The 19,599-nt window shown below is 71.9% G+C and carries 17 protein-coding genes; 6 read left to right on the top strand and 11 right to left on the bottom strand.

The genetic code is table 11. From position 1 onward, the window contains the following. Positions 1–29: 29 nt before the first annotated feature. The 3 genes from N4G70_RS30335 to N4G70_RS30345 form a co-directional block, all read right to left on the bottom strand. Positions 30–821, bottom strand: a complete 792-nt coding sequence (locus N4G70_RS30335) for an aminoglycoside N(3)-acetyltransferase (protein ID WP_261715960.1) — start codon at positions 819–821, stop codon at positions 30–32. Then, entirely contained in the window at positions 802–2,994 is a 2,193-nt protein-coding gene (gene fxsBH / locus N4G70_RS30340) for a radical SAM/SPASM protein FxsBH, inactivated beta-hydroxylase extension form (RefSeq protein ID WP_261715961.1), read from the bottom strand. Before fxsBH ends, N4G70_RS30335 begins: the two co-directional genes overlap by 20 nt. Before the next feature lie 139 nt (positions 2,995–3,133). Continuing rightward, entirely contained in the window at positions 3,134–3,310 is a 177-nt protein-coding gene (locus tag N4G70_RS30345) for a hypothetical protein (protein WP_261715962.1), read from the bottom strand. 206 nt (positions 3,311–3,516) lie between these two features. On the opposite strand from N4G70_RS30345, the gene N4G70_RS30350 reads away from it, so the two are divergent. Next, positions 3,517–4,413: a DUF4231 domain-containing protein gene (locus N4G70_RS30350; protein WP_261716008.1), complete on the top strand. Its 897-nt coding sequence runs from the start codon at positions 3,517–3,519 to the stop codon at positions 4,411–4,413. A gap of 162 nt (positions 4,414–4,575) precedes the next feature. Here the strand turns inward: N4G70_RS30350 and N4G70_RS30355 are convergent, their stop codons facing one another. After that, complete coding sequence (locus tag N4G70_RS30355; protein WP_261715963.1) at positions 4,576–5,055, bottom strand: hypothetical protein; 480 nt, start codon at positions 5,053–5,055, stop codon at positions 4,576–4,578. 171 nt (positions 5,056–5,226) lie between these two features. Further along, on the bottom strand, positions 5,227–6,132 hold the full coding sequence (locus N4G70_RS30360) for a S1 family peptidase (RefSeq protein ID WP_261715964.1): 906 nt from the start codon (positions 6,130–6,132) through the stop codon (positions 5,227–5,229). A gap of 642 nt (positions 6,133–6,774) precedes the next feature. Here N4G70_RS30360 and N4G70_RS30365 point away from each other — a divergent pair. Then, positions 6,775–7,212 carry a cell division protein SepF gene (locus N4G70_RS30365; RefSeq protein ID WP_261715965.1) on the top strand — a complete coding sequence of 146 codons (438 nt, stop codon included), beginning with the start codon at positions 6,775–6,777 and terminating at the stop codon, positions 7,210–7,212. Positions 7,213–7,306: 94 nt separating this feature from the next. Here N4G70_RS30365 and N4G70_RS30370 read toward each other — a convergent pair whose 3' ends face one another. Beyond that, positions 7,307–8,500, bottom strand: coding sequence for an acyl-CoA dehydrogenase family protein (locus N4G70_RS30370; protein WP_261715966.1), 1,194 nt, complete (start codon positions 8,498–8,500; stop codon positions 7,307–7,309). A gap of 73 nt (positions 8,501–8,573) precedes the next feature. Beyond that, positions 8,574–10,253: an MFS transporter gene (locus tag N4G70_RS30375; RefSeq protein WP_261715967.1), complete on the bottom strand. Its 1,680-nt coding sequence runs from the start codon at positions 10,251–10,253 to the stop codon at positions 8,574–8,576. Positions 10,254–10,753: 500 nt separating this feature from the next. Here N4G70_RS30375 and N4G70_RS30380 point away from each other — a divergent pair, with 500 nt between their 5' ends. Beyond that, complete coding sequence (locus N4G70_RS30380) at positions 10,754–11,758, top strand: phosphatase PAP2 family protein (protein WP_261715968.1); 1,005 nt, start codon at positions 10,754–10,756, stop codon at positions 11,756–11,758. Between the two features lie 107 nt (positions 11,759–11,865). Here N4G70_RS30380 and N4G70_RS30385 read toward each other — a convergent pair whose 3' ends face one another. Beyond that, entirely contained in the window at positions 11,866–12,081 is a 216-nt protein-coding gene (locus N4G70_RS30385) for an I78 family peptidase inhibitor (protein WP_261715969.1), read from the bottom strand. A gap of 459 nt (positions 12,082–12,540) precedes the next feature. Between N4G70_RS30385 and ctaD the strand changes: the two genes are divergently transcribed. Then, a complete protein-coding gene (ctaD, locus tag N4G70_RS30390) occupies positions 12,541–14,256 on the top strand; it encodes a cytochrome c oxidase subunit I (RefSeq protein ID WP_261715970.1) in 1,716 nt (571 codons plus the stop codon). A gap of 37 nt (positions 14,257–14,293) precedes the next feature. On the opposite strand, the gene N4G70_RS30395 is transcribed toward ctaD, so the two are convergent. Continuing rightward, positions 14,294–15,118, bottom strand: a complete 825-nt coding sequence (locus tag N4G70_RS30395; protein WP_261715971.1) for a hypothetical protein — start codon at positions 15,116–15,118, stop codon at positions 14,294–14,296. Continuing rightward, a complete protein-coding gene (locus tag N4G70_RS30400; RefSeq protein ID WP_261715972.1) occupies positions 15,115–16,395 on the bottom strand; it encodes a glycosyltransferase family 4 protein in 1,281 nt (426 codons plus the stop codon). The genes N4G70_RS30395 and N4G70_RS30400 overlap by 4 nt, the downstream gene beginning before the upstream one ends. Before the next feature lie 413 nt (positions 16,396–16,808). On the opposite strand from N4G70_RS30400, the gene N4G70_RS30405 reads away from it, so the two are divergent. Continuing rightward, on the top strand, positions 16,809–17,582 hold the full coding sequence (locus N4G70_RS30405; protein WP_261715973.1) for a hypothetical protein: 774 nt from the start codon (positions 16,809–16,811) through the stop codon (positions 17,580–17,582). 127 nt (positions 17,583–17,709) lie between these two features. Next, positions 17,710–18,090, top strand: a complete 381-nt coding sequence (locus tag N4G70_RS30410) for a hypothetical protein (RefSeq protein ID WP_261715974.1) — start codon at positions 17,710–17,712, stop codon at positions 18,088–18,090. A gap of 49 nt (positions 18,091–18,139) precedes the next feature. Here N4G70_RS30410 and der read toward each other — a convergent pair whose 3' ends face one another. Next, positions 18,140–19,588, bottom strand: a complete 1,449-nt coding sequence (gene der, locus N4G70_RS30415; RefSeq protein WP_261715975.1) for a ribosome biogenesis GTPase Der — start codon at positions 19,586–19,588, stop codon at positions 18,140–18,142. Positions 19,589–19,599 lie beyond the last annotated feature (11 nt).

The raw sequence follows: 19,599 nt of genomic DNA on the forward strand, positions 1-19,599 counted from the left end.
TACGCGGCCCCCGCTCGCACCGTCCTCCGTCAGCGCCGTTCCCGCGCCATCCAGGCGGCCGCGTGCTCGACGGCCACACCGATCGGGAAGAGCAGCGCGTCACGGCTTCCCAGCGGGCCGCCGCGCAGGTGCTCGGCGGGGAACGCGGCGCCGATGCGGGCGAAGTCGCTGTCGTCGAGCGCGGCGTCCCGGTACTCGAACCAGGTGACCGCGCCGCTCTCGTCCCTGATCACCGCGCGATAGGTGCGGCTGGGAGCCGGGAGCAGGTACTCGGCGTGGTGGAAGGCGGAGCACACCGCGAAGCCCACGTTGACGAGGAGGACCTGGGCGTCGGCCGCGAGCAGTTTGGCCAGGGGGGACTCCGCGCCGAAGTGGCAGTCGAGCGCGTGGCCCTTCATCAGCTCGGCGGCCCGGGCCCCGAGCGCCGCGAAGGAGGTCTGCGGATGGTCGCTGCGGACGGCCCCCGGGCTGGTCCTGACCCGCGCCGCCAGGCGTCCCGTCCCCGGCGACGGGGTGTGGTCGGGGTCGAAGGGCGGCATCGCGGCCCGGAAGGCGACCGGGTCGGGGGCCTGGCGCAGCAGGGCCAGATGGGCCGGGGAGGTGTCGGAGTTCTCGGGCGTGAACGCGGGGACCACCAGCGTCCCCTCCGGCCCGAGCACCGTGCGCAGCGCGTCCAGGAGCACGGCGCTGCGCAGCCCGGTGCCGCGCAGCGAGGCGTGTACCAGGAGGATCCCGCCCTCCCGCACCCCGAGGGCGCGCAGCTGGCCGGCCACATCCCCCTCGGGGTGTTCCCCCGGGTGCTCAGCGGTGTTCTCGGGCACGCGATACCTCTTTCCACTCCTGGCGCACCATCCGCACCAGACTCTTTCCGGCGAGGGTGAGTTCGGCCGCCGACTCCAGGGCGTCCAGCGCGGAGCCGAGCTCCGCCGGGGTCGGCGCGTCGCCGCCGTACGCGGCGACCGCGACCGCTTCATAGGTCTCGGCGAGCAGCCGGGAGACCGGGAGCGGCCCCCACGGCGACGGATGCCGCCAGGCGCCGTCCATGTCGTACAGGTCCTCGACGTCCAGGAGGGCGCGCAGCTCCGCCCGGCGCCCCCCGCGCAGCAGGGCGACGGCGAGCGGGCCGTCCGCGAGGTCGAGGGGCAGCCCGAGGGCACCGGGGCCGTGGCGTCCCACCTCGGGCCCCTCAGCCCCGGCGAGCGGTGTCAGCGTGGTGAGCAGCCCGGCCGGGGCGTAGTGCGGAACGCTCCGGGCCAGCCGTGCGCGGGCCCGTGCCACCCGGCGCCCCCACTCCCCCGCCGCGCGCGGCCCGAGCGGGGGCCGCACGGGGCTTTCGAAGCAGTCGCGGTACGGGTCGAGGTCGTCCAGGACCATGCCGTCGATCCGGGTCAACGGCCGCCAATACGGGCCGGGTTGGGCGGGGCGGCCGATGTGGTGCTCGGCCCCGGCGTGCCGGACCGTGAAGCCGTGGTCCGCGACGGTGACCTCGGCCACGCCCCGGGGGGCGGGGACGGGCGGGCGGAGTTCGCCCAGGGTCGGCAGGTGGAGCCGGCCGCCGGTCCACGGCACGGGGAGGGTGAGTTCCGCGCCGTCGTGCACGGCCGCGGCGACCGTGTACGCGGCGAGGCGATGGGCCGTCGTCACCGCGTCGGGGCGCGCCCCCTCCAGCGCCTCCAGCGTCGCGAGCAGCCAGCGGCGGGCGTATGGATCGGCGAGGACCCGGTCAAGGCCCGGGCCGTCGAGGCGGGTGGCGAGCTCCCAGGCCCGCGCCCATCGCGCCCCGCCCCGCCCGTCGAGCGCCGTGTGCAGCCGGGCGAGCAGCGAACGGTTCAACTCGAGCCCCGCGTCGGCCAGTTGAGCCGCGTCGGGCAGCTCGGGTATCGGTGTGCGGGCCTCGATGCCGCGCACCAGGGCGAGCAGGTCGGGGCAGTACACCGACGGGTTGTCGAAGCCCTGCTCGGCGTCGTAGCGGTGGGTGTAGTGGCCGCCGCCGCAGGATCGGACGACCGGGCAGCGGCGGCACCGGTCGCCGACGCCGGGCAGACCGCGCTGGCGGGCGCGTACGCCGGGGTGGGCGGCGACCGCGTCGAAGTCGTCCCGGAACACGGAGAATCCGGTGGCGGCGGCACCTTCGTAGGCCGACTTCAGGGAGTCGACCTGTTCCAGGGAGCCGTCGGTCTCCACCACGACGATGTCGGCGGGGGCCAGGCCCAGGGACTCGGTGAGGCTCGGACCTCCCCGCAGGGTCGAGAGCACCGAGTCGAAGAGCCGCACCGGGATGGTGCGGCCCTGCCGGTCCCAGCGGTCGAAGACGGCGAGCAGCCAGTCGGCGTACGGGCTCGCCGCGCCGCCGGGCCGCTTCGGCGGGCTCTCCCACGTGGCGTGCGGCAGCAGGTAGTCGATGCGGGGCGGGTCGAGTGCCACCAGTGCGTCGTGCACGGCGAGCGGGTCGTTGGCGATGTCGACGGTGCAGAGCAGACCGAGGAACAGCGGGCGGTAGCGCGGCTGTTGGAGCAGGGCCACGGCGGCAAGCACCTGGGGATGGCTGCTGCGGCCGTCGGCGTAGCGCCGGTGGCGGTCGTTGGCGGCGCGGTCGCCGTCGAGCGAGATGCCGACCTTCACCCCGAACTCCTCGAACAGGTCGAGGAAGCGCGGGGCGAGGAGCACCCCGTTGGTGTGGATGCGCAGATCGAGCCGGGCGACGGGGGTGACGGTGGCGGTCAGCTCCTCGCAGACGCGGCGCAGCCGCCCCGGCCCGGCGAGCAGGGGTTCACCGCCGTGCAGAATCACCGAAACGGAGGGGATCCGGTGTTTTTCGGCGTGCTCGGCAAGTCGTCGGGCGGTCTCGGTAATGACCTGTTCGGAGACGGTTCGGGGCCGACCGCGCCAGCTCTGGTCTGCGGCTTCGTACACATAACAGTGATCGCAGGCAAGATCGCATCTGCTGTGCACTTTCAGAACGATCTCGCGGAATGGGACCAGGGGTCCTGTCATTTCGCCAGTTTAGCGAAAAGGGGAATTCGGGTGTCCGGTCCGGGAGTTGTCGGGCCGCTGTCCGCGCGGCCTCGCCCGTCCCGTCGGCCCCCCGCTCCCCGCCGGGCACGCCCGGCGGGTGCGGGCCCCAACACGCTTGTCAGAGCGCTGAGCTGAAGGTGGACACCGCCGATGGCCGGTGGCCGTCCGGGCTGCGCAGCACCCTGTCGAGCGCTTTGTCGGCGACCTGGCCGGCGTCCCGTGAGGCCAGTTCGGCCAGGGGGACCCGGTTCTTCTTCGCGGCGGTGAATGAGGCTGTGTTTACGGAGGTTTTCACGTTCGTCCCTGGGGTGAGTGATAACCGCGCGTGGACAGTGGCACCGGCACATGCACCGTTGCAGTGTCGGCAGGACGACTTTACCCTCATCCCCACCGGCGTAAGGAGTGCGCAAAGGGAGCGCACAACTGCCGCATGGTGCAGGGATGAAAGCAAAACCGCAGACGGGGGTGCATGTGACGGCGATTCCCGGCCCATTGCAGAGCATGGTCTTCCGGAACGCGGATCTGCCGGGCCTCTTCCACCACGCGGACGCGCTGGCGATCGGCCGGCAGCAGTCGGCGCTCAAGCTGACCCGGATCCAGCTCTCCCTTCTCGTCGTCGGCGCGGTCGCGGCGGCCCTGCCGGAGGTGCGTCTGAGCGGGGACTTCCAGGTGCTCAGCGCGCTGAGTGCGCTCGCGTACGCCGGAGTGCTGCTCGCCGGCTTCGGGGCGGCCCGTCGCCATGCCGCCTCGCACTGGCAACTGAACCGCTCCGCAGCCGAGTTCATCAAGTCGATGTGCTGGCGCTATGCCGTGCACGGGGCCCCCTTCGACCTCAACGCCCCCGATCCGGACGCCCTGTTCGTGGCCCGGGTCGAGGAGGGGCTGCGCGAGCTGAAGAAGGTGGGCTGGCGCGACCCGCGGGACGAGGGGGAGCTCGCCTCCGGGGGCCTGGTGACGCCCGGCATGCGGGAGTTACGGGGCAAGTCGTTCACCGTACGCAAGGAGACCTATGTGCGGGACCGGCTCATCGAGCAGCGCAACTGGTACCGGCGCCGCCAGGAGACCTCACGGCGCGCCACCCGGCTGTGGTCGACGGCGATCACGCTGCTCACCCTGCTCGCCCTTGTCTTCGCCACCCTCCAGACCTTCTCGGTGGCGCGGAGGGTGGACATGGCGGGCCTGCTCTCGGCCGCTGCCGCGGCCTGTCTCGCCTGGAGCGAGATCCGCCGTCACCAGCCGCTGATATCGGCGCACTCGCTGGTGGAGCAGGACCTGATGGAGATGCATGTGGCCATGGAGAACATGGTGACCGAACGGCAGTGGCCGCAGGCCGTGTACGAGACCGAGCGCATCGTCTCGCCCCAGCACACCGACTGGCTTGCGCGGCTGCGCAGTTGAGGCGCGGGACAGGTACGCGGGCGGAGGTATGGCGCGGGACAAGTGCGCGGGCGGAGGTATGGCGCGGGACAGGTACGCGGCCGGAGGTGTGGCGCGGGACAAGTGCGCGGCCGGTGGTGTGGCGCGGGACGTGTGCGTGGTCGCCGAGGTGAGGCGCGCGGGTCAGGCGCGCCGGGCGCCGTCGCGCCAGACGACCGTGACGGGACGGCCGAGGCCCCGGGCGTACTGGACGATGTCGCCGGTGCCGCCGAGGCCCCGGGCCGGCAGTCCGTCCCAGACCGCGACGAGCCGGTCGCAGTGGTCGGCGATGTAGGCCCCGGCCGCGTAGTAGGCCTCGTCGGTGGAGTGCGGGTAGTCGAGCGCGACCTCCTGGCTCGCCCGGCGTTTCAGGCCCCGGTAGCGGGCCAGCTCCGCGGCGGTCGCGAAGCCCGTCTCGTAGTCGCCGCTCGGGATCACCACGGTGAGGGCGGCCCCGCAGTCCAGGGCGATCGAGGCGAAGAGCTGGTCGGCCCCGGTGGCGAGGCTGGACAGCGCCTCGAGCGAGCCGTCGTGGCCGCACAGCACCGCGCGCAGCCGGTCGCGGATCTCCTCGAAGGCGTCGGGCGGGATGTCCCGGTGACCGGTCACTCCGATGCGCTTCACTGCGTCTCACCCCGCGTGTCCGGTTCCGGTCACCGGCGGACCGGTGTTCCGTCCCGCCCCCAGCACATCCTCTCAAAACAGCGCATCACGTCCAGCCGGAAGCCCCCGTCCGGTTGCTGGTGGACGGGGGCTCGGGCCGGCGGGCGGCCGCCGCCGTGGGGTGATGCCGAATCAGAACAGGGTCACGCCATAGGCGTTCATGGCCTCGACCACGGGCTGGAAGAACGTCGTACCGCCGGAGGAGCAGTTGCCGCTGCCGCCCGAGGTGAGCCCGAGCGCGGTGGAGCCGGCGTAGAGCGGACCGCCGGAGTCGCCGGGTTCGGCGCACACGGTGGTCCTGATGAGGCCGGAGACGACGTCGCCGCTGCCGTAGTTGACCGTCTGGTTGAGCGCGGTGACCTTGCCGCTGTGGATGCCGGTGGTCGAGCCGCGCCGGGTGACGGTCTGGCCGACCGTCGGGTTGGCGGCGCTGGTGATGGGCTGGCTGCCGACGGCGCTGGGGTGCGCGAGCGAGGTGTTGGTGTACTGCACGAGGCCGTAGTCGTTGCCCGGGAAGCTGGTGCCGACCGTCGGGCCGATGCTCGTCGAGTGCGAGGAGCTGGTGTAGTAGTTCGGGTAGCCCTCGGTGCAGTGACCCGCCGTCAGGAAGTAGTAGGTGGAGCCCTTCCTGACGTTGAAGCCGAGGGAGCAGCGCCAGCTCGTGGTGTAGATGGCGTCGCCGCCGGAGAGCAGCTTGGTGAACTTGCCCGGGGTGCGCTCGACGCGTATCGCGCCCGCGTTGGCCCCGGCCTCGTGTCTGATCTTGGCGAGGTCGGCGGCCGAGACGGTCGAGTCGGCGGTGACGACGACCTTGCCGGTCGCGCTGTCCACGCCCCAGGCGGTGCCGGCGACGTCCGCGACGCGCACGGCGTCACTGGCGGCGTTGAGCGCCGCCGCGTCGAAGGTGCGCGTCGGGGTGGCGTTGGCGTTGGGGATGGCGATGGCCACGGCGGCGAGCAGACCGGTGGCGACGGCCGCGAGCCTGGTGCGTCTCGCGAGAGTGGTGGGGGATGTGGGGGTGGTGCGCTTGATCCTCACTTCTTTTCCTCCCGAGGGGAATCGAGGGGCCCGGTAACAGGGGGGACCCCGTGAGGCGCAGCCGGGGAGGACGGCAGCGCGACGAGACGCCCAGCCGTGCTCCTGACAAGCGCTGCGGAGGAGTATTGGGGCGCCCGGCCCGGCCGCGCAAGGGTGCCTACCGTCCGGGCTCGGCGCGGATCCGCGCGCCCGGGTCGGGTGGTGCGGATGGTGCGTTCCACCGGCTCCGCCGGAAGGGCGTGACGGCGGGCGGGAGTTGGTTCACCACCCCGGCGGCTCGCGCGCGGGCGCCGGAGGCAGAAGTGAGCTGAGTCTCCGTCAGGATTGGGGCGCCCGAAGGGGGGCACCCCCACCAGACATCGTTCTTCAGTGCGGCACGCATCCTGTCGAGCCGTCCGTTCACCCGTACGACCCCTGTGTCACTCATGTGGAGGGACATTCATAATTTTGTTACGCCGGGTGTCGCGTACCGGGCCTATCCCAGAAGATTGCTGACGAATCGCCACATGATCTGTGCCAGTACCGTCACGAATCACCTGCGCGGCGACTATCCACTTGGCGCGGTATCCGCATCATGGACGACCATAGGGATAGGGAACTGAAGAAGAGCCAAGAAGCAGACCGCAGTGAGAGGAGGCGTCCATGGGATCGGTGCGCAAGGCCAGTGCCTGGCTGGGGCTTGTCGAGGACAACGACGACCGCTACTACGACGACGAGTACACCGGGGGTGCCGCCGAGCCCGGCGAGGCCTGGGTGACCGACCCGCGGGTGCGGGTGGCCTCCGAGACCGCCGAGGAGCAGGGCCGCCGGATCGCCACCGTCACTCCGGACGGCTTCCGGGACGCGCGCGGCATCGGCGAGCTGTTCCGCGAGGGCGTCCCGGTCATCGTCAACCTCACGGCGATGGACGCCGGTGACGCCAAGCGCGTGGTCGACTTCGCGGCCGGTCTCACCTTCGGTCTGCGCGGCTCCATCGAGCGGGTGGCGACGAGAGTGTTCCTGCTGACCCCCGCCGACACCGAGATCGTGAACGGCGAGACCGCCGGCCGTCAGACCGGCGGCTTCTTCAACCAGAGCTGAACCGCGGTGAGTTGTCGCCGAGGGCCCGGTCCGCGGCGCACCCCGCGGACCGCGGCGAGGGGCGCCGAGCGCGGCGCTTTCGGCCCGGACGTCCCTAGCGGAGCGCGTCGAGCCCGGTGAGCGCCTTGCCCAGCACCAGCTGGTGCATCTCCACGGTGCCCTCGTAGGTGAGCACCGATTCCAGGTTGGTGGCGTGCCGCATCACCGGGTACTCCAGCGAAATCCCGTTCGCGCCGAGGATGGTGCGCGAGGTGCGGCAGATCTCGATCGCCTCGCGCACGTTGTTGAGCTTGCCGAAGCTGACCTGTTCGGGACGCAGCCGTCCCGCGTCCATGCGGCGCCCCAGATGGTGGGCGAGCAGGATCCCCTTGTGCAGTTCGAGGGCCATGTCGGCGAGCTTGGCCTGGGTGAGCTGGAAGCCGCCGATGGGCCTGCCGAACTGTTCGCGGCTCTTGGCGTAGTCGACCGCCGACTCGAACGAGGCCCGGGCCGCGCCCATCGCGCCCCAGACGATGCCGTACCGCGCGTGCGAGAGACAGCTGAGCGGACCCTTGAGACCGGTCACGCCGGGGAGTACGGCGTCGGCGGGCAGCCGCACCTCGTCCATGACCAGCTCGCTGGTGACGCTGGCCCGCAGGGACCACTTGTGCTTGATCTCGGGCGCCGAGAAGCCGGGGGTGTCGGTCGGCACGGCGAAGCCGCGGATGCCGTCGTCGGTCTGCGCCCACACGACCGCGACGCCCGCCACCGAACCGTTGGTGATCCACATCTTGCGGCCGTTCAGCACCCAGTCGGCGCCGTCCTTCTTGGCGTAGGTGCGCATGCCGGCCGGATCAGAGCCGTGGTCGGGCTCGGTCAGGCCGAAGCAGCCGATGATCTCGCCCGCCGCCATGCCCGGCAGCCAGCGGCGCTTCTGCTCCTCGGAGCCGAAGCGCCAGATCGCGTACATGGCGAGGGAGCCCTGCACGGAGACGAGCGAGCGGATGCCGGAGTCCGCGGCCTCCAGCTCCAGACAGGCGAGCCCGTACTGGACGGCGGTGGCACCCGCGCAGCCGTAACCCGTCAGGGACATGCCGAGCGCGCCGATCGAGCCGAGTTCGCGGGCCAGTTCGCGGATGCCGGGCAGTTCGCCCTTCTCGTACCACTCGGCGATGTGCGGCAGGACCCGGTCGGCGGCCCAGGAGCGGACGGTGTCGCGGATCGCGAGGTCCTCGGGGCTCAGCAGGTCGTCGATGCCGAGCGGGTCGGCCGGGTCGAAGGGGGGCAGCTTGGAGGAAGGAGCGGACATGAGGGCGCCTCCGCGGCTCTCGCTCAACTAAAACTAGCGGTGATAGTTATTACCTGAGCGCTGACGTTACGGGTCAGTGTCCCGTGCGTCCAGACTCCACGGCCGCCACATCGGAGGACCGCGCCGGGGCGGGCAGCTTCACGGCGAGCCGGCGCGCCCGGCCCTGCTCCGGCCCGGCCCCGGGCTCCGGCTCGGCGTCCCGGTCCTGCCCGGCCACCGAGCAGTCCATGATCCGCGGCAGCCGGAGCCCGGCCACCGCGCCCAGGAGCAGCAGCGCGGCGCTGACGAACAGCGTGACGTGCACCCCGTGCACGAAGGAGTCGCGGGCCGCGGTGCGCAGCGCCTGACCGGCGGGGCCGCCGAGTCGGGAGGCGACGTCGTAGGCCTCGCCGAGCGAGTGGGACGCGGCGGCCGAGTCGGCGGCGGGGACCCCGGCGACGGAGGCGAGGCCGGGCGCGTAGGCGGCGTTCATGACGCTGCCGAGCAGCGCGATGCCCATGCCCGCGCCGAGTTGGTAGGAGGTCTCGCCGATGGCGGCCGCGCCGCCGGCCCGCTCGGGCGGGGCCTCGCTGAGCATCGACTCATAGGCGGCGAAGAGGGTGGTCTGGAGCCCGAAGCCGAGCGTCACGAACGAGACGATCATCAGCGCCGGCCAGTCGGTCTGCCCCATCGGCACCAGGAGCAGCACGGCGACCGCCACCAGCACGAAGCCCGTACAGACCATGCGGCGCGGGCCGAGGCGGCGCAGCGTGTACGAACCGGTCGCGCCGGCCGCCATCGCGGCGAAGGTGAGCGGCAGCATGCGCAGACCGGTCTGGAGCGGGGAGAGCCCGAGGACGAGCTGGAGGTACTGGACCGCTATGAGCTCCAGGCCGACGAGCGCCAGCATGGCGACGATGATGCAGCCGACCGAGGTCGCGAAGGCGGGCCGGGAGAACATCCGGATGTCGACCAGGGGGTGTGTGCGACGGCGCTGCCTGCGGACGAAGACGGTGAGCAGGGCGGCACCGATGCAGAGGGTGGCCAGGGCGCGGCCGTCGAGCGGACCCGCTCCGGCGCCGAGCCGCTTCACGCCGAAGACCACGGCGAGTATGCCGCCGGCCGCCATCAGCGCGCCGAGCACGTCCCAGGGCCCGTCGGAGCTGCCCTTGGACTCGGGCAGGAGCCACCGGCCGAGCGGAAGTATCAGGGCCATCAGCGGGATGTTGACGAGGAAGACCGAGCCCCACCAGAAGTGCTGGACGAGGAAGCCGCCGAGCACCGGCCCGGTGGCGGCGCCGATCGCGGCGACCGCCGTCCAGATGCCGATGGCGGTGGCCCGCTCGCGGCGGTCGGGAAAGACGACGCGCAGGATCGAGAGGGTGGCGGGCATGATCATCGCGCCGCCGATGCCGAGCAGCGCGCGGGCCGCGATGAGCACCGGCGCCGAGTCGGCGAGCGCGGCGACCGCGGAGGCCGCGCCGAAGATCCCGTAACCGAGCAGCAGCACCCGTCGCCGGCCGACCCGGTCGCCGAGGGTGCCGAAGAGGATGAGGAGGGCCGCGCACACCAGCGGGTAGGCGTCGACGATCCACAGGAGTTCCACGGAGCCCGGCCGCAGGTCCTCGGTGACCGAGGGGATCGCGACGTGCAGGACGGTGGCGTCGAGCGCCACGAAGAGCAGGCTCACGCACAGGACGACGAGGATGACCCAGCGGTTGGCGCCGCCGGCCTGGGCACGGGATCGCGCACCGGTCATGGTCGTCCCTGTCATGTACGTACCTCCCAGTACTGCGGACCTTCGGGTCCGGGACGGCTGCGCCGGGGCGGACCGTGCCGTCACCACTCTCGCGCTCGGTGGGCCCGGTGGACCAGTGACCAGCCCTGATCGGGGTCCTTGGGGCCCGGCATCGACGGGCGAGTGATTCGTCAGCGTACGCGAGTTCGCCCCCGGGGCGCGTGGCCCACCTCTCACGTCCCGGCGGACCGCGGTGTGGTGTGCGCCACGCCCCATCCCCCCATCGAGTGATCTTTACGCTCCGTACCGGACCGGTGACCGAAGGATGAATTCCCCTCACCCGCCCGGCAAACGCAATTCCACCGGAAACAAACGGGCGTTGTGGAAGCGGGACGAATGAATAGAGGACAAGGGCCCGGGGTATTCGAAGGGGCTCGGGAATAAAGGCGGGCGTGAGACATACTCCACATCACATCGTCATCACAAAGACCCCGGATCGGCCTGGGCCGTCACTCACTCGCTGTAACGTCGATTGAGTGCGTACTGACCGAATCTTCGCCCGCCTGGACCGGGAGCCCGAGCCACCGAAGATAGAGATCCCGCGGATGAGCCGTCACCGCGTGGTCCTCTTCGGCGCGACGATGGCGTTCTACCTCGCCATCGTCGTCGCTGTGCTGGCCTCGTCCTGGCTCGTCGAGCTGGACTGGAAGGTCATGCTGTACCGGCCGTACGAGCAGTGGCCGCAACTGCACGCCTTCCTGGACTACTTCGTGGTCCTCGGCCAGCGCGGGCCGACCGCGGTCATGGTCATGGCCTGGCTCGGCTGGCGCTCCTGGCGCCAGCACACACTGCGGCCGCTCCTGACCCTCGGGGCGGCCCTTCTGCTGCTCAACATGACGGTCGGCGCGGTCAAGCTCGGCCTCGGAAGGCTCGGTCCGCACTACGCGACGCACATAGGGTCCGCCGAGCTCTTCGCCGGCGGCGACATATTTCCCTCCGGACACACCGCCAACGCGGTCGTGACCTGGGGCATCCTCGCCTACCTCGCCACCACGCCCCGGGCCAGACGCTGGCTGTCGGTCATCTCGGCCATGGTCGCCCTGGGAGTCGGGGCGACCACCGTCTACCTGGGCACCCACTGGGTGAGCGATGTGCTCCTCGGCTGGGCGGCCGGGCTGCTCATCCTGCTCGCCCTGCCCTGGGTCGAGCCGCTGATCGCCCGCGCCGAGGCCTTCGTGTTCGCGGTCCGCGAGAAGGTGCGCGAGCGCCGGCGGACCCGCGGCGCGAGCGTCCCGGTCCCGGTGCCCGCCCCCGTGGCGCCCGCGATGGTGCCGCAGCGCGGCCACGACGCGGACGACGCACTGGTGCGCGAGCCGGTCGGCGCGGCGGCCGGCTCGCGCGGGCCCGGCAGGCCGCTCCCGGCCCGCCCCCACCAGCCGGCCCGCTCCGAGCGGCCCCCGGTCGTCCCCCCGGGCACCCGTCGCTCCCCGCACGCCGAGCGCTCGCCGCGCACCGCCCCGGCCCGCCCCCTGGGCGGCTGACGGCCCCGGCGCGCAGACGCACGTACGCACGCGGCACGACGAAGGCCCCCGGCAGCCGCCGGGGGCCTTCGTCGTGCCGCGCCGGGTCCCCGGGCGAGCGGCGTGGCTCAGCCGTGCCAGCAGCGCCGCACGGTGCCGTTCTCGACCTCGAAGTTCAGCCGGCCCGCCAGATACTCCATGGTGATGATCGAGCCCGGCGGCAGCGACCTCACGGTGGTCCAGCCACGTGATCGGGCCAGCCGCTCGGCGGCCTCGGCGTCGAGGCCGACGTAGGACTCGGGGGCGTCGTCGGGATGGGCGGAGTGGGACGGTACGGGTGCCATGCACCCCACCGTAGGCGGCCCGCCGCGCGGACGGAAGCGGGGGTCGGGGCCGGCCGGGAGCCCGGCGGGAACCCCCTCGTTGTCCGCCCCCGGTGCCTCACCAGTCACACTTCTGTCACAGGATCGGGACTCGGGTTTGCCTCGAACTCCGTCACTCGTACGGGCAGTTCCTGGCCGCTTGCCCAGTTATCGCACATCGCGTTTCCAGCCACGCGAACGCATTCCTTGAATTGCCGCAATTCATGACCGGGAGCCCGAGACAATTCCCAGCCGGAAGGCCTCCGGGCACAATTGACGAACCGTGGGGAATTCACCGCACCCTTACACAATCCCTACGTGTGACGCCATGGCCGGTGCCCCGGGCGCCGTGCGGCCGGATGCCGCACGCCCTCTGTCGCGCCGACCCGGACGACGAGCATCATGGCCCCTGGCCTGACGCCTGACACCTGTGGGGGTGCGATGGGTACGGAGACGGTGACCCCGGCGGCGAAGCCCGCGCGGCCCGGCCGGCCGGGCGCGGTGGTCGTGGCCTGGCTGACCACCACCGACCACAAGAAGATCGGGCACCTCTACCTGATCACCTCGTTCGTCTTCTTCCTGATCGCCGGCGTGATGGCCCTGCTGATGCGGGCCGAACTGGCCCGGCCCGGGCTCCAGCTCATGACCAACGAGGAGTACAACCAGCTCTTCACGCTGCACGGCACGATCATGCTGCTGCTCTTCGCGACGCCGACCTTCGCCGGCTTCGCCAACGCGATCATGCCGTTGCAGATCGGCTCCCCCGACGTGGCCTTCCCGCGGCTGAACATGCTCGCGTACTGGCTGTTCCTGTTCGGCGGCCTGATCGTGCTCGGCTCGGTGCTGCTGCCGACCGGGCCCGCGAGCTTCGGCTGGTTCGCCTACGCCCCGCTCAACTCACTGACCCGCTCCCCCGGCGCCGGGGCCGACCTGTGGATCATGGGGCTCGCGCTCTCCGGCTTCGGCACCATCCTCGGCGCGGTCAACTTCGTGACCACCATCATCGGCATGCGCGCGCCCGGGATGACGATGTTCCGGATGCCGGTCTTCACCTGGAACGTCCTGTTCACCTCGATCCTGGTGCTCATCGCGTTCCCGGTGCTCGCGGCGGCGCTGCTCGTGCTGGAGGCGGACCGCCGATTCGGCTCGGTCGTCTTCGAGGCGCAGAACGGGGGCGCGCTGCTGTGGCAACACCTCTTCTGGTTCTTCGGCCATCCCGAGGTCTACATCATCGCGCTGCCGTTCTTCGGCATCATCACGGAGATCATCCCGGTGTTCTCGCGCAAGCCGATCTTCGGCTACACGGCCCTGATCGGGGCGACGGCGGCCATCACCGGGCTGTCGATCGTGGTGTGGGCCCACCACATGTTCGCGACCGGCGCGGTGCTGCTGCCCTTCTTCTCGTTCATGTCGTTCCTGATCGCGGTGCCGACGGGCGTGAAGTTCTTCAACTGGACCGGCACCATGCTGAGGGGCTCCCTGAGCTTCGAGACCCCGATGCTGTGGGCGGTCGGCTTCCTGGTGAGCTTCCTGTTCGGCGGGCTGACCGGCGTCATCCTGGCCTCGCCGCCGCTGGACTTCCACGTCACCGACTCGTACTTCGTGGTGGCCCACTTCCACTACGTGGTGTTCGGCACGGTGGTCTTCGCGACCTTCGGCGGCTTCGCCTTCTGGTGGCCGAAGCTGACCGGCCGGATGCTCGACGAGCGGCTCGGCAAGCTGCACTTCTGGACGCTGTTCGTCGGCTTCCACACGACGTTCCTGGTCCAGCACTGGCTGGGCGCGCAGGGCATGCCCCGCCGGTACGCGGACTATCTGGCGGCGGACGGCTTCACGGTGCTCAACACGATCTCCTCGATCGGCGCGTTCCTGCTCGGCCTGTCCACCCTGCCGTTCCTCTACAACGTCTGGAAGACGGCGAAGTACGGCAAGAAAGTGGAGGTCGACGACCCGTGGGGGTTCGGCCGCTCGCTGGAGTGGGCGACGTCCTGCCCGCCGCCGCGGCACAACTTCGTGACCCTGCCGCGCATCCGCACCGAGTCCCCGGCGTTCGATCTGCACCACCCCGAGTTCGCGCCGTTCCGCGACGACGTGGAACAGCCGCAGGAGCCGGTGGCCGTGCCGTCCGGGGACGAGCCGGGACCCGGGACCCGATGAACCCGGCCGGGCCCCGCCCGGCTCAGCTCCGCCCGGTTCAGCCCCTCGCCGCGTCGGCCCGGACGCTCAGGTCGTTGGCGCCCGTGTAGTACGGGCGCACCACCGCCGGCCCCGCCTTCGCACCCGGGTAGACGAAGATCGCCTGCTTGAGCGGGACGTCGTCCAGGATGCGGGCCAGGCGTACCGCCGGACCGCCGGCGCCGGTGATCAGCCACAGGTCCCAGAGCCACTCCTTGGCGTCGAGACCGTCGGCGAGCGGAGCGCAGGGCAGCGTGAAGGTGAAGCCGCCGGCCTCGGCGCTCGCCGCGACCCGGTGGACGCGGCCGCCCGAGCCCCGAAGCCGCGCCTCGACGGTCGCACCGGGGCCGAGCTCCGCTCCGTACAGCCGCCCGTGGACGGTAACGGCGCCCGCGTCCAGGCCGATCGTTCCGGTCTCGGCGTGCGGCCTGCGCAGCCAGCTCCGCACGACCAAGCCGCCCGAGCGGTCGGCGTGCGGGATGCGCACGGCGACCCCGTCGGCGTCCGGTCCCGGCTCCCGGTCGACGAGCGCGCGCAGGTCCCGCAGGCCGGGCTCCAGGCGCTGTTCGCTGTCGTCCCCGTCGCCCAGATACGCCTCCCAGGTGCCCTCGGCGAGTTCGACCGTGCTCGGCAGCACGGCCCGCAGCAGGCCCTCGGCGGCCGGGGTCAGCGGAAGCCGCACATCGGCGCCGGGATGCGCACCGCGCCGGCGCAGGACGAGCGCGGCACCCGGCCGGCCGGCCGCGGTGACGTCGAAGGTCAGGCCGCCCGCGGAGTCGGCTATGCAGTCGGCGCGCGGCGCGGCCGACCTGCCGGTGTCCGGTGACTCGGCGGTGGTGGTCATGGGGTCTGCCCTTTCCGGAGCACGGAGGCGGCCTTGTGGCGCAGGGCGTACGCCCCGTCGAGGACGCTGCCGCGGGCCCGGTGCACCGAGCCGCGCAGCGCCCCGGCGGAGCGGCTGCCGGCGCCGCGGGCACACAGCTCGTCGAAGATCGCCTCGTGGCGTTCGGCGATCCTGGCCGGGTCGAACCGCTCGGAGTTCGCCAGGGCCGCCTTGGCCATGCGGTGGCGCAGTTCGTCGTCCTGGATCAGTTCGAGCAGCCCGGCGGCCACCGCGTCGGCGTTGCCGGTCTCGACGAGCCGGCCGTCCACGGTGTCGTCGATGATTTCGCGTGGTCCCTGAGGGCAGTCCGTGGACACCACCGGCAGGCCGCAGCGCATCGCCTCGACGATGGTCATGCCGAAGGACTCGTGGCTGGAGGTGACGGCCGCGAGGGAGCCCTTGACCCACTCGGTCTCGAGATCGCCTGCCAGGCCCATGAGGAACACATGGTTGTAGAGGCCGAGATCGTCGATGAGGTTGCGCAAGGTGTCGCGTTCGTTCCCGAAGGCGTCGCCGGAACCGTGAATGCGCAGCCGCCAGTCCGGCCGTACGGCGACCACCTGCGCGAAGGCCCGCACCAGCAGGTCGTACCGCTTGACCGGGGTGAGCCGCCCGGCCGCCACCACCAGTTTGCTCTCGCCCGAGGCCGGTTCCACCCGGGGTGCGGGCACCGAATTCGGTACCGCGTCGACGCGGACGCCGGGCAGCCGCAGCTCCCGGTAGGCCTCGGCGTCGGCCCGGGTGACCGTGGTGATCGCGTCGAGCAGGGGGTAGCAGTGGGTTATCTCGCTGCGCAGCCGGTAGCTGTGCCCGGTGAGGGTCAGGTGCTCCTGGCCGACGCGGACGACGCCGGGCCGGGTGGCGCGCGCGATGTGCGCGTTGAGGCCGGGCCGGGTGCCGATGACGACGTCCGCGCGGGTCGTCTCCAGATGGGCGCCGATGCGGGCGTCGGTGAGGCGGCTGTACTGGCTGTGGCGGCCGTCGCCGCGGGGGAAGACCTTGGCCGGGCGGCCGTGCTGGGGGTGGTCGCCGTCGTATCCGGGGCTGTCCTTCCGGAGGTCGACGAGGTGCCTGAGGCGGACGCCTTCGGGGGCCGCGAGGGTGGGTTCGTCGTGGTGGCGGAAGACGGAGACGATCTCGACGTCGTGCCGCTTGGCCAGCTCACCGGCGAGGTTGAAGGTGGACCGTATGGTGCCGCCCAGGCTGTACGCGTTGTGCAGCAGAAATGAAAGGTGCATGCGCCACGCGTCCCCTCGGTCGTTCGATCGGTCGATCATCCACTTGATCATTTGGCCGGTCGGTTCGGTCGGGACCGAAAGCCTTCGGTCACAACGGACTCTACTTGGCTTGCTCCTCCCCCGTACCGCGAGCCGATCACCGTCGGCCGGCCCGCCGGGACGCGGCCCGCTGCGGCGGCCCTCGGGCACCGGGACCGCACGCGACCGGCCCCTGCGCGTCCCCACCCCAACTTCCGCGGATCTTGGACGTGTTGACGGAAAGTGAAGGCTCCGGGGTGCGTTCACCCTCCGCCGGTGACGGTTCGATTCCGTTCGCCTCCGCGCGTGACTCAGGCCGCAGATCACCCGTTGTCGTCTGTACGAGAGAAGCCGGGAACCGCCCGGCGCATCCACTCAGTTCCTAGGAGCCACCCGTGCCGCGCATGCTCGACGTCAGTGAGGACGTCCGCGCCGAGATCGGCGACGAAGAAGCCGAGCGGCTGCTCGCCGGCGAGAACGCCCCGGGCAGCTATGACTGCACCTCCTGTCGCACGCCGGGCGACTCCGAGCAGGAGCGCACCAGCACCGTCCTGTTCGTCGGCGAGGAGACCGCCGTCCTCGCCTTCGCCCACGCCAGCTGCATCCCCTCCCAGGTCGTCCAGGTCGCCGAGGAGCAGCTTCAGGGGGCCGTACGCTCCATCACCGGCGAGGAGCCGGCCGGCGCCGACCCCGGGCAGGCCGTGCTCGGCATCACCAGCGGTCTGGTGCTGATCGAGGGCGATCTGCACCCGGCGCTCGTCGTCGAGCCGACGGGCCCGATCGCCCGGCCCGGCTCGGGCGGCACCACCGACGAATTCCTGCCGCTCCTCATCGAGCAGGGCTTCGTGCCGGTCACCGACGTGGCCCGGCTGCCCTCGGTGCTTCCGGGCTGGTCCGTGCTGCTCGCGATGGGCCAGCTCCACGCGGTCCTCCAGCCCGGCACCGGCGGCGCCGGCAGTTCGGTGTCGTGGTGGCAGGCCCACCAGCCCCTCCAGGTGACGGAGGGCTGGCGCGCGGCCGCCAACAAGTTCCAGCGCGTCCTGGTCTTCGCGGCCCCGGTCGGCATGATCGGCCAGCAGCCGCGCGAGGACCTGCTCCGGGACGCCCTGGAGAAGGCGGCGGCCGACGGCCGCCTGGTGGCCGCGGCGATGCCGCTTGCGGGCACCTGAGCGGTCCCGCCGTGCCCGTCCCGCCCGGCCGGGGCGGGCACCCGAGGGGCGTGGGGCGTCCCGGCCCGCGCTACCGATAAGCGGGAACACCCCGCATCCCCGGCCCCACGGGGTCGTTGGCACATACGTGCACACATACGACCCCTCCCGCCCGTACCAGTCCCCGATCCCCGCCATGCGCCCCTCGGGCGACGCGGGCGCCCACTCCCCCACGCCGATCTACGACGCGTTGTACTCGGAGTACCGCCGGTCCTTCCGAGCCCTCCCCGGCGACCGGTCCGGCGAGGAGAACCTCGGGTTCACCGGGTTCGGCACACTGAGCGGGTTCGGGTCGGGGATGCACGCCGTCCGCACCGGCCAGCAGTCCGGCCACCAGACGCAGCACTTCCCGGCGACGTACGCCGGGAACTGGCATGTGCACCCCGCGATGAACGCGAACGGGCGGCAGCACACCGGGCAGCACCAGCTCCCGGCGGCACTGCCGCCCGGCCCCCGCAGGGGGCTGTGAGACCTCTCCCGCGAGGGAGCGACTCCCCCGCGGGCTCCCCGTGGGGGAGTTACTTCTTACGGCCGCGCTTCTCGCGCACCCGCACCGAGATGTGGATCGGGGTGCCCTCGAAGCCGAACTCCTCGCGCAGCCGGCGCTCGATGAAGCGCCGGTAGCCGGCCTCGATGAAGCCGGAGGCGAACAGGACGAACCGCGGCGGCTTGGTGCCCGCCTGCGTGCCGAAGAGGATGCGCGGCTGCTTTCCGCCGCGGATCGGGTGCGGGTGCCCGGCGACGAGCTCGCCGAGGAAGGCGTTGAGGCGGCCGGTGGGGACCCGGGTCTCCCAGCCCGCGAGCGCGGTCTCGATCGCCGGGACCAGCTTCTCCATGTGGCGGCCGGTCAGCGCGGAGACGTTGACGCGGGGCGCCCAGGCGACCTGCTGCATCTCGGTCTCGATCTCGCGCTCCAGGTAGTAGCGCCGCTCCTCGTCGAGGGTGTCCCACTTGTTGTACGCGATGACCAGGGCGCGCCCCGCGTCGACGGCCATCGTGATGATCCGCTGGTCCTGTACGGAGATCGACTCGCTGGTGTCGATGAGGACGACCGCGACCTCCGCCTTCTCGACGGCGGCGGCGGTACGCAGCGAGGCGTAGTAGTCGGCGCCCTCCTGGAGGTGGACGCGGCGGCGGATGCCCGCCGTGTCGATGAACTTCCAGGTGATGCCGCCGAGTTCGATGAGCTCGTCGACCGGGTCGCGGGTGGTGCCGGACTGCGCGTTGACGACGACCCGGTCCTCCTTCGCGACCTGGTTCAGGAGCGAGGACTTGCCGACGTTGGGGCGGCCGATGAGGGCGATGCGGCGCGGGCCGCCGACCGTGGTGCCGAAGCGCTGGGCGGGGGCCTCGGGCAGGGCCTTGAGGATCTCGTCCAGCAGGTCGCCGGTGCCGCGGCCGTGCAGCGCGGAGATGGGGAACGGCTCGCCCAGGCCCAGCGACCACAGGGCCGCCGCGTCGGACTCGCCGGACATGCCGTCGACCTTGTTCGCGGCGAGCACGACGGGCTTGCCGGCCCGGCGCAGGAGCCGGACGACGGCCTCGTCGGTGTCGGTGGCGCCCACGGTGGCGTCGACGACGAAGACGACGGCGTCGGCGGCCTCGATGGCGAACTCGGCCTGGGCCGCGACGGAGGCGTCGAGCCCGAGGACGTCCTGCTCCCAGCCGCCGGTGTCGACGACCTTGAAGCGGCGGCCGGCCCACTCGGCCTCGTAGGTGACGCGGTCGCGGGTGACGCCGGGCTTGTCCTGGACGACGGCCTCACGGCGGCCGATGATGCGGTTCACCAGGGTCGACTTGCCGACATTGGGGCGGCCGACGACGGCGAGGGCCGGGAGCGGGCCGTGGCCGGCCTCGTCGAGGGCCTCCTCGATGTCCTCGGCGTCGAAGCCCTCCTCGGCGGCGAGCTCCATGAACTCCGCGTACTCGGCGTCGCCGAGCGCTCCGTGTTCGTGCTGGTCGTTCATGAAGTCCGTAC

The organism is Streptomyces sp. ASQP_92 (assembly GCF_025399895.1).
Taxonomy (GTDB): Bacteria; Actinomycetota; Actinomycetes; order Streptomycetales; family Streptomycetaceae; genus Streptomyces.

Excerpts from the sequence above, each read along its gene's own strand:
- fxsBH (WP_261715961.1), bottom strand. The coding sequence starts at position 2,994 with ATGACAGGACCCCTGGTCCCATTCCGCGAGATCGTTCTGAAAGTGCAC.
- N4G70_RS30350 (WP_261716008.1), top strand. The coding sequence starts at position 3,517 with ATGGTCTTCCGGAACGCGGATCTGCCGGGCCTCTTCCACCACGCGGAC.
- N4G70_RS30365 (WP_261715965.1), top strand. The coding sequence starts at position 6,775 with ATGGGATCGGTGCGCAAGGCCAGTGCCTGGCTGGGGCTTGTCGAGGAC.
- N4G70_RS30370 (WP_261715966.1), bottom strand. The coding sequence starts at position 8,500 with ATGTCCGCTCCTTCCTCCAAGCTGCCCCCCTTCGACCCGGCCGACCCG.
- N4G70_RS30375 (WP_261715967.1), bottom strand. The coding sequence starts at position 10,253 with ATGACAGGGACGACCATGACCGGTGCGCGATCCCGTGCCCAGGCCGGC.
- N4G70_RS30385 (WP_261715969.1), bottom strand. The coding sequence starts at position 12,081 with ATGGCACCCGTACCGTCCCACTCCGCCCATCCCGACGACGCCCCCGAG.
- ctaD (WP_261715970.1), top strand. The coding sequence starts at position 12,541 with ATGGGTACGGAGACGGTGACCCCGGCGGCGAAGCCCGCGCGGCCCGGC.
- N4G70_RS30395 (WP_261715971.1), bottom strand. The coding sequence starts at position 15,118 with ATGACCACCACCGCCGAGTCACCGGACACCGGCAGGTCGGCCGCGCCG.
- N4G70_RS30400 (WP_261715972.1), bottom strand. The coding sequence starts at position 16,395 with ATGCACCTTTCATTTCTGCTGCACAACGCGTACAGCCTGGGCGGCACC.
- der (WP_261715975.1), bottom strand. The coding sequence starts at position 19,588 with ATGAACGACCAGCACGAACACGGAGCGCTCGGCGACGCCGAGTACGCG.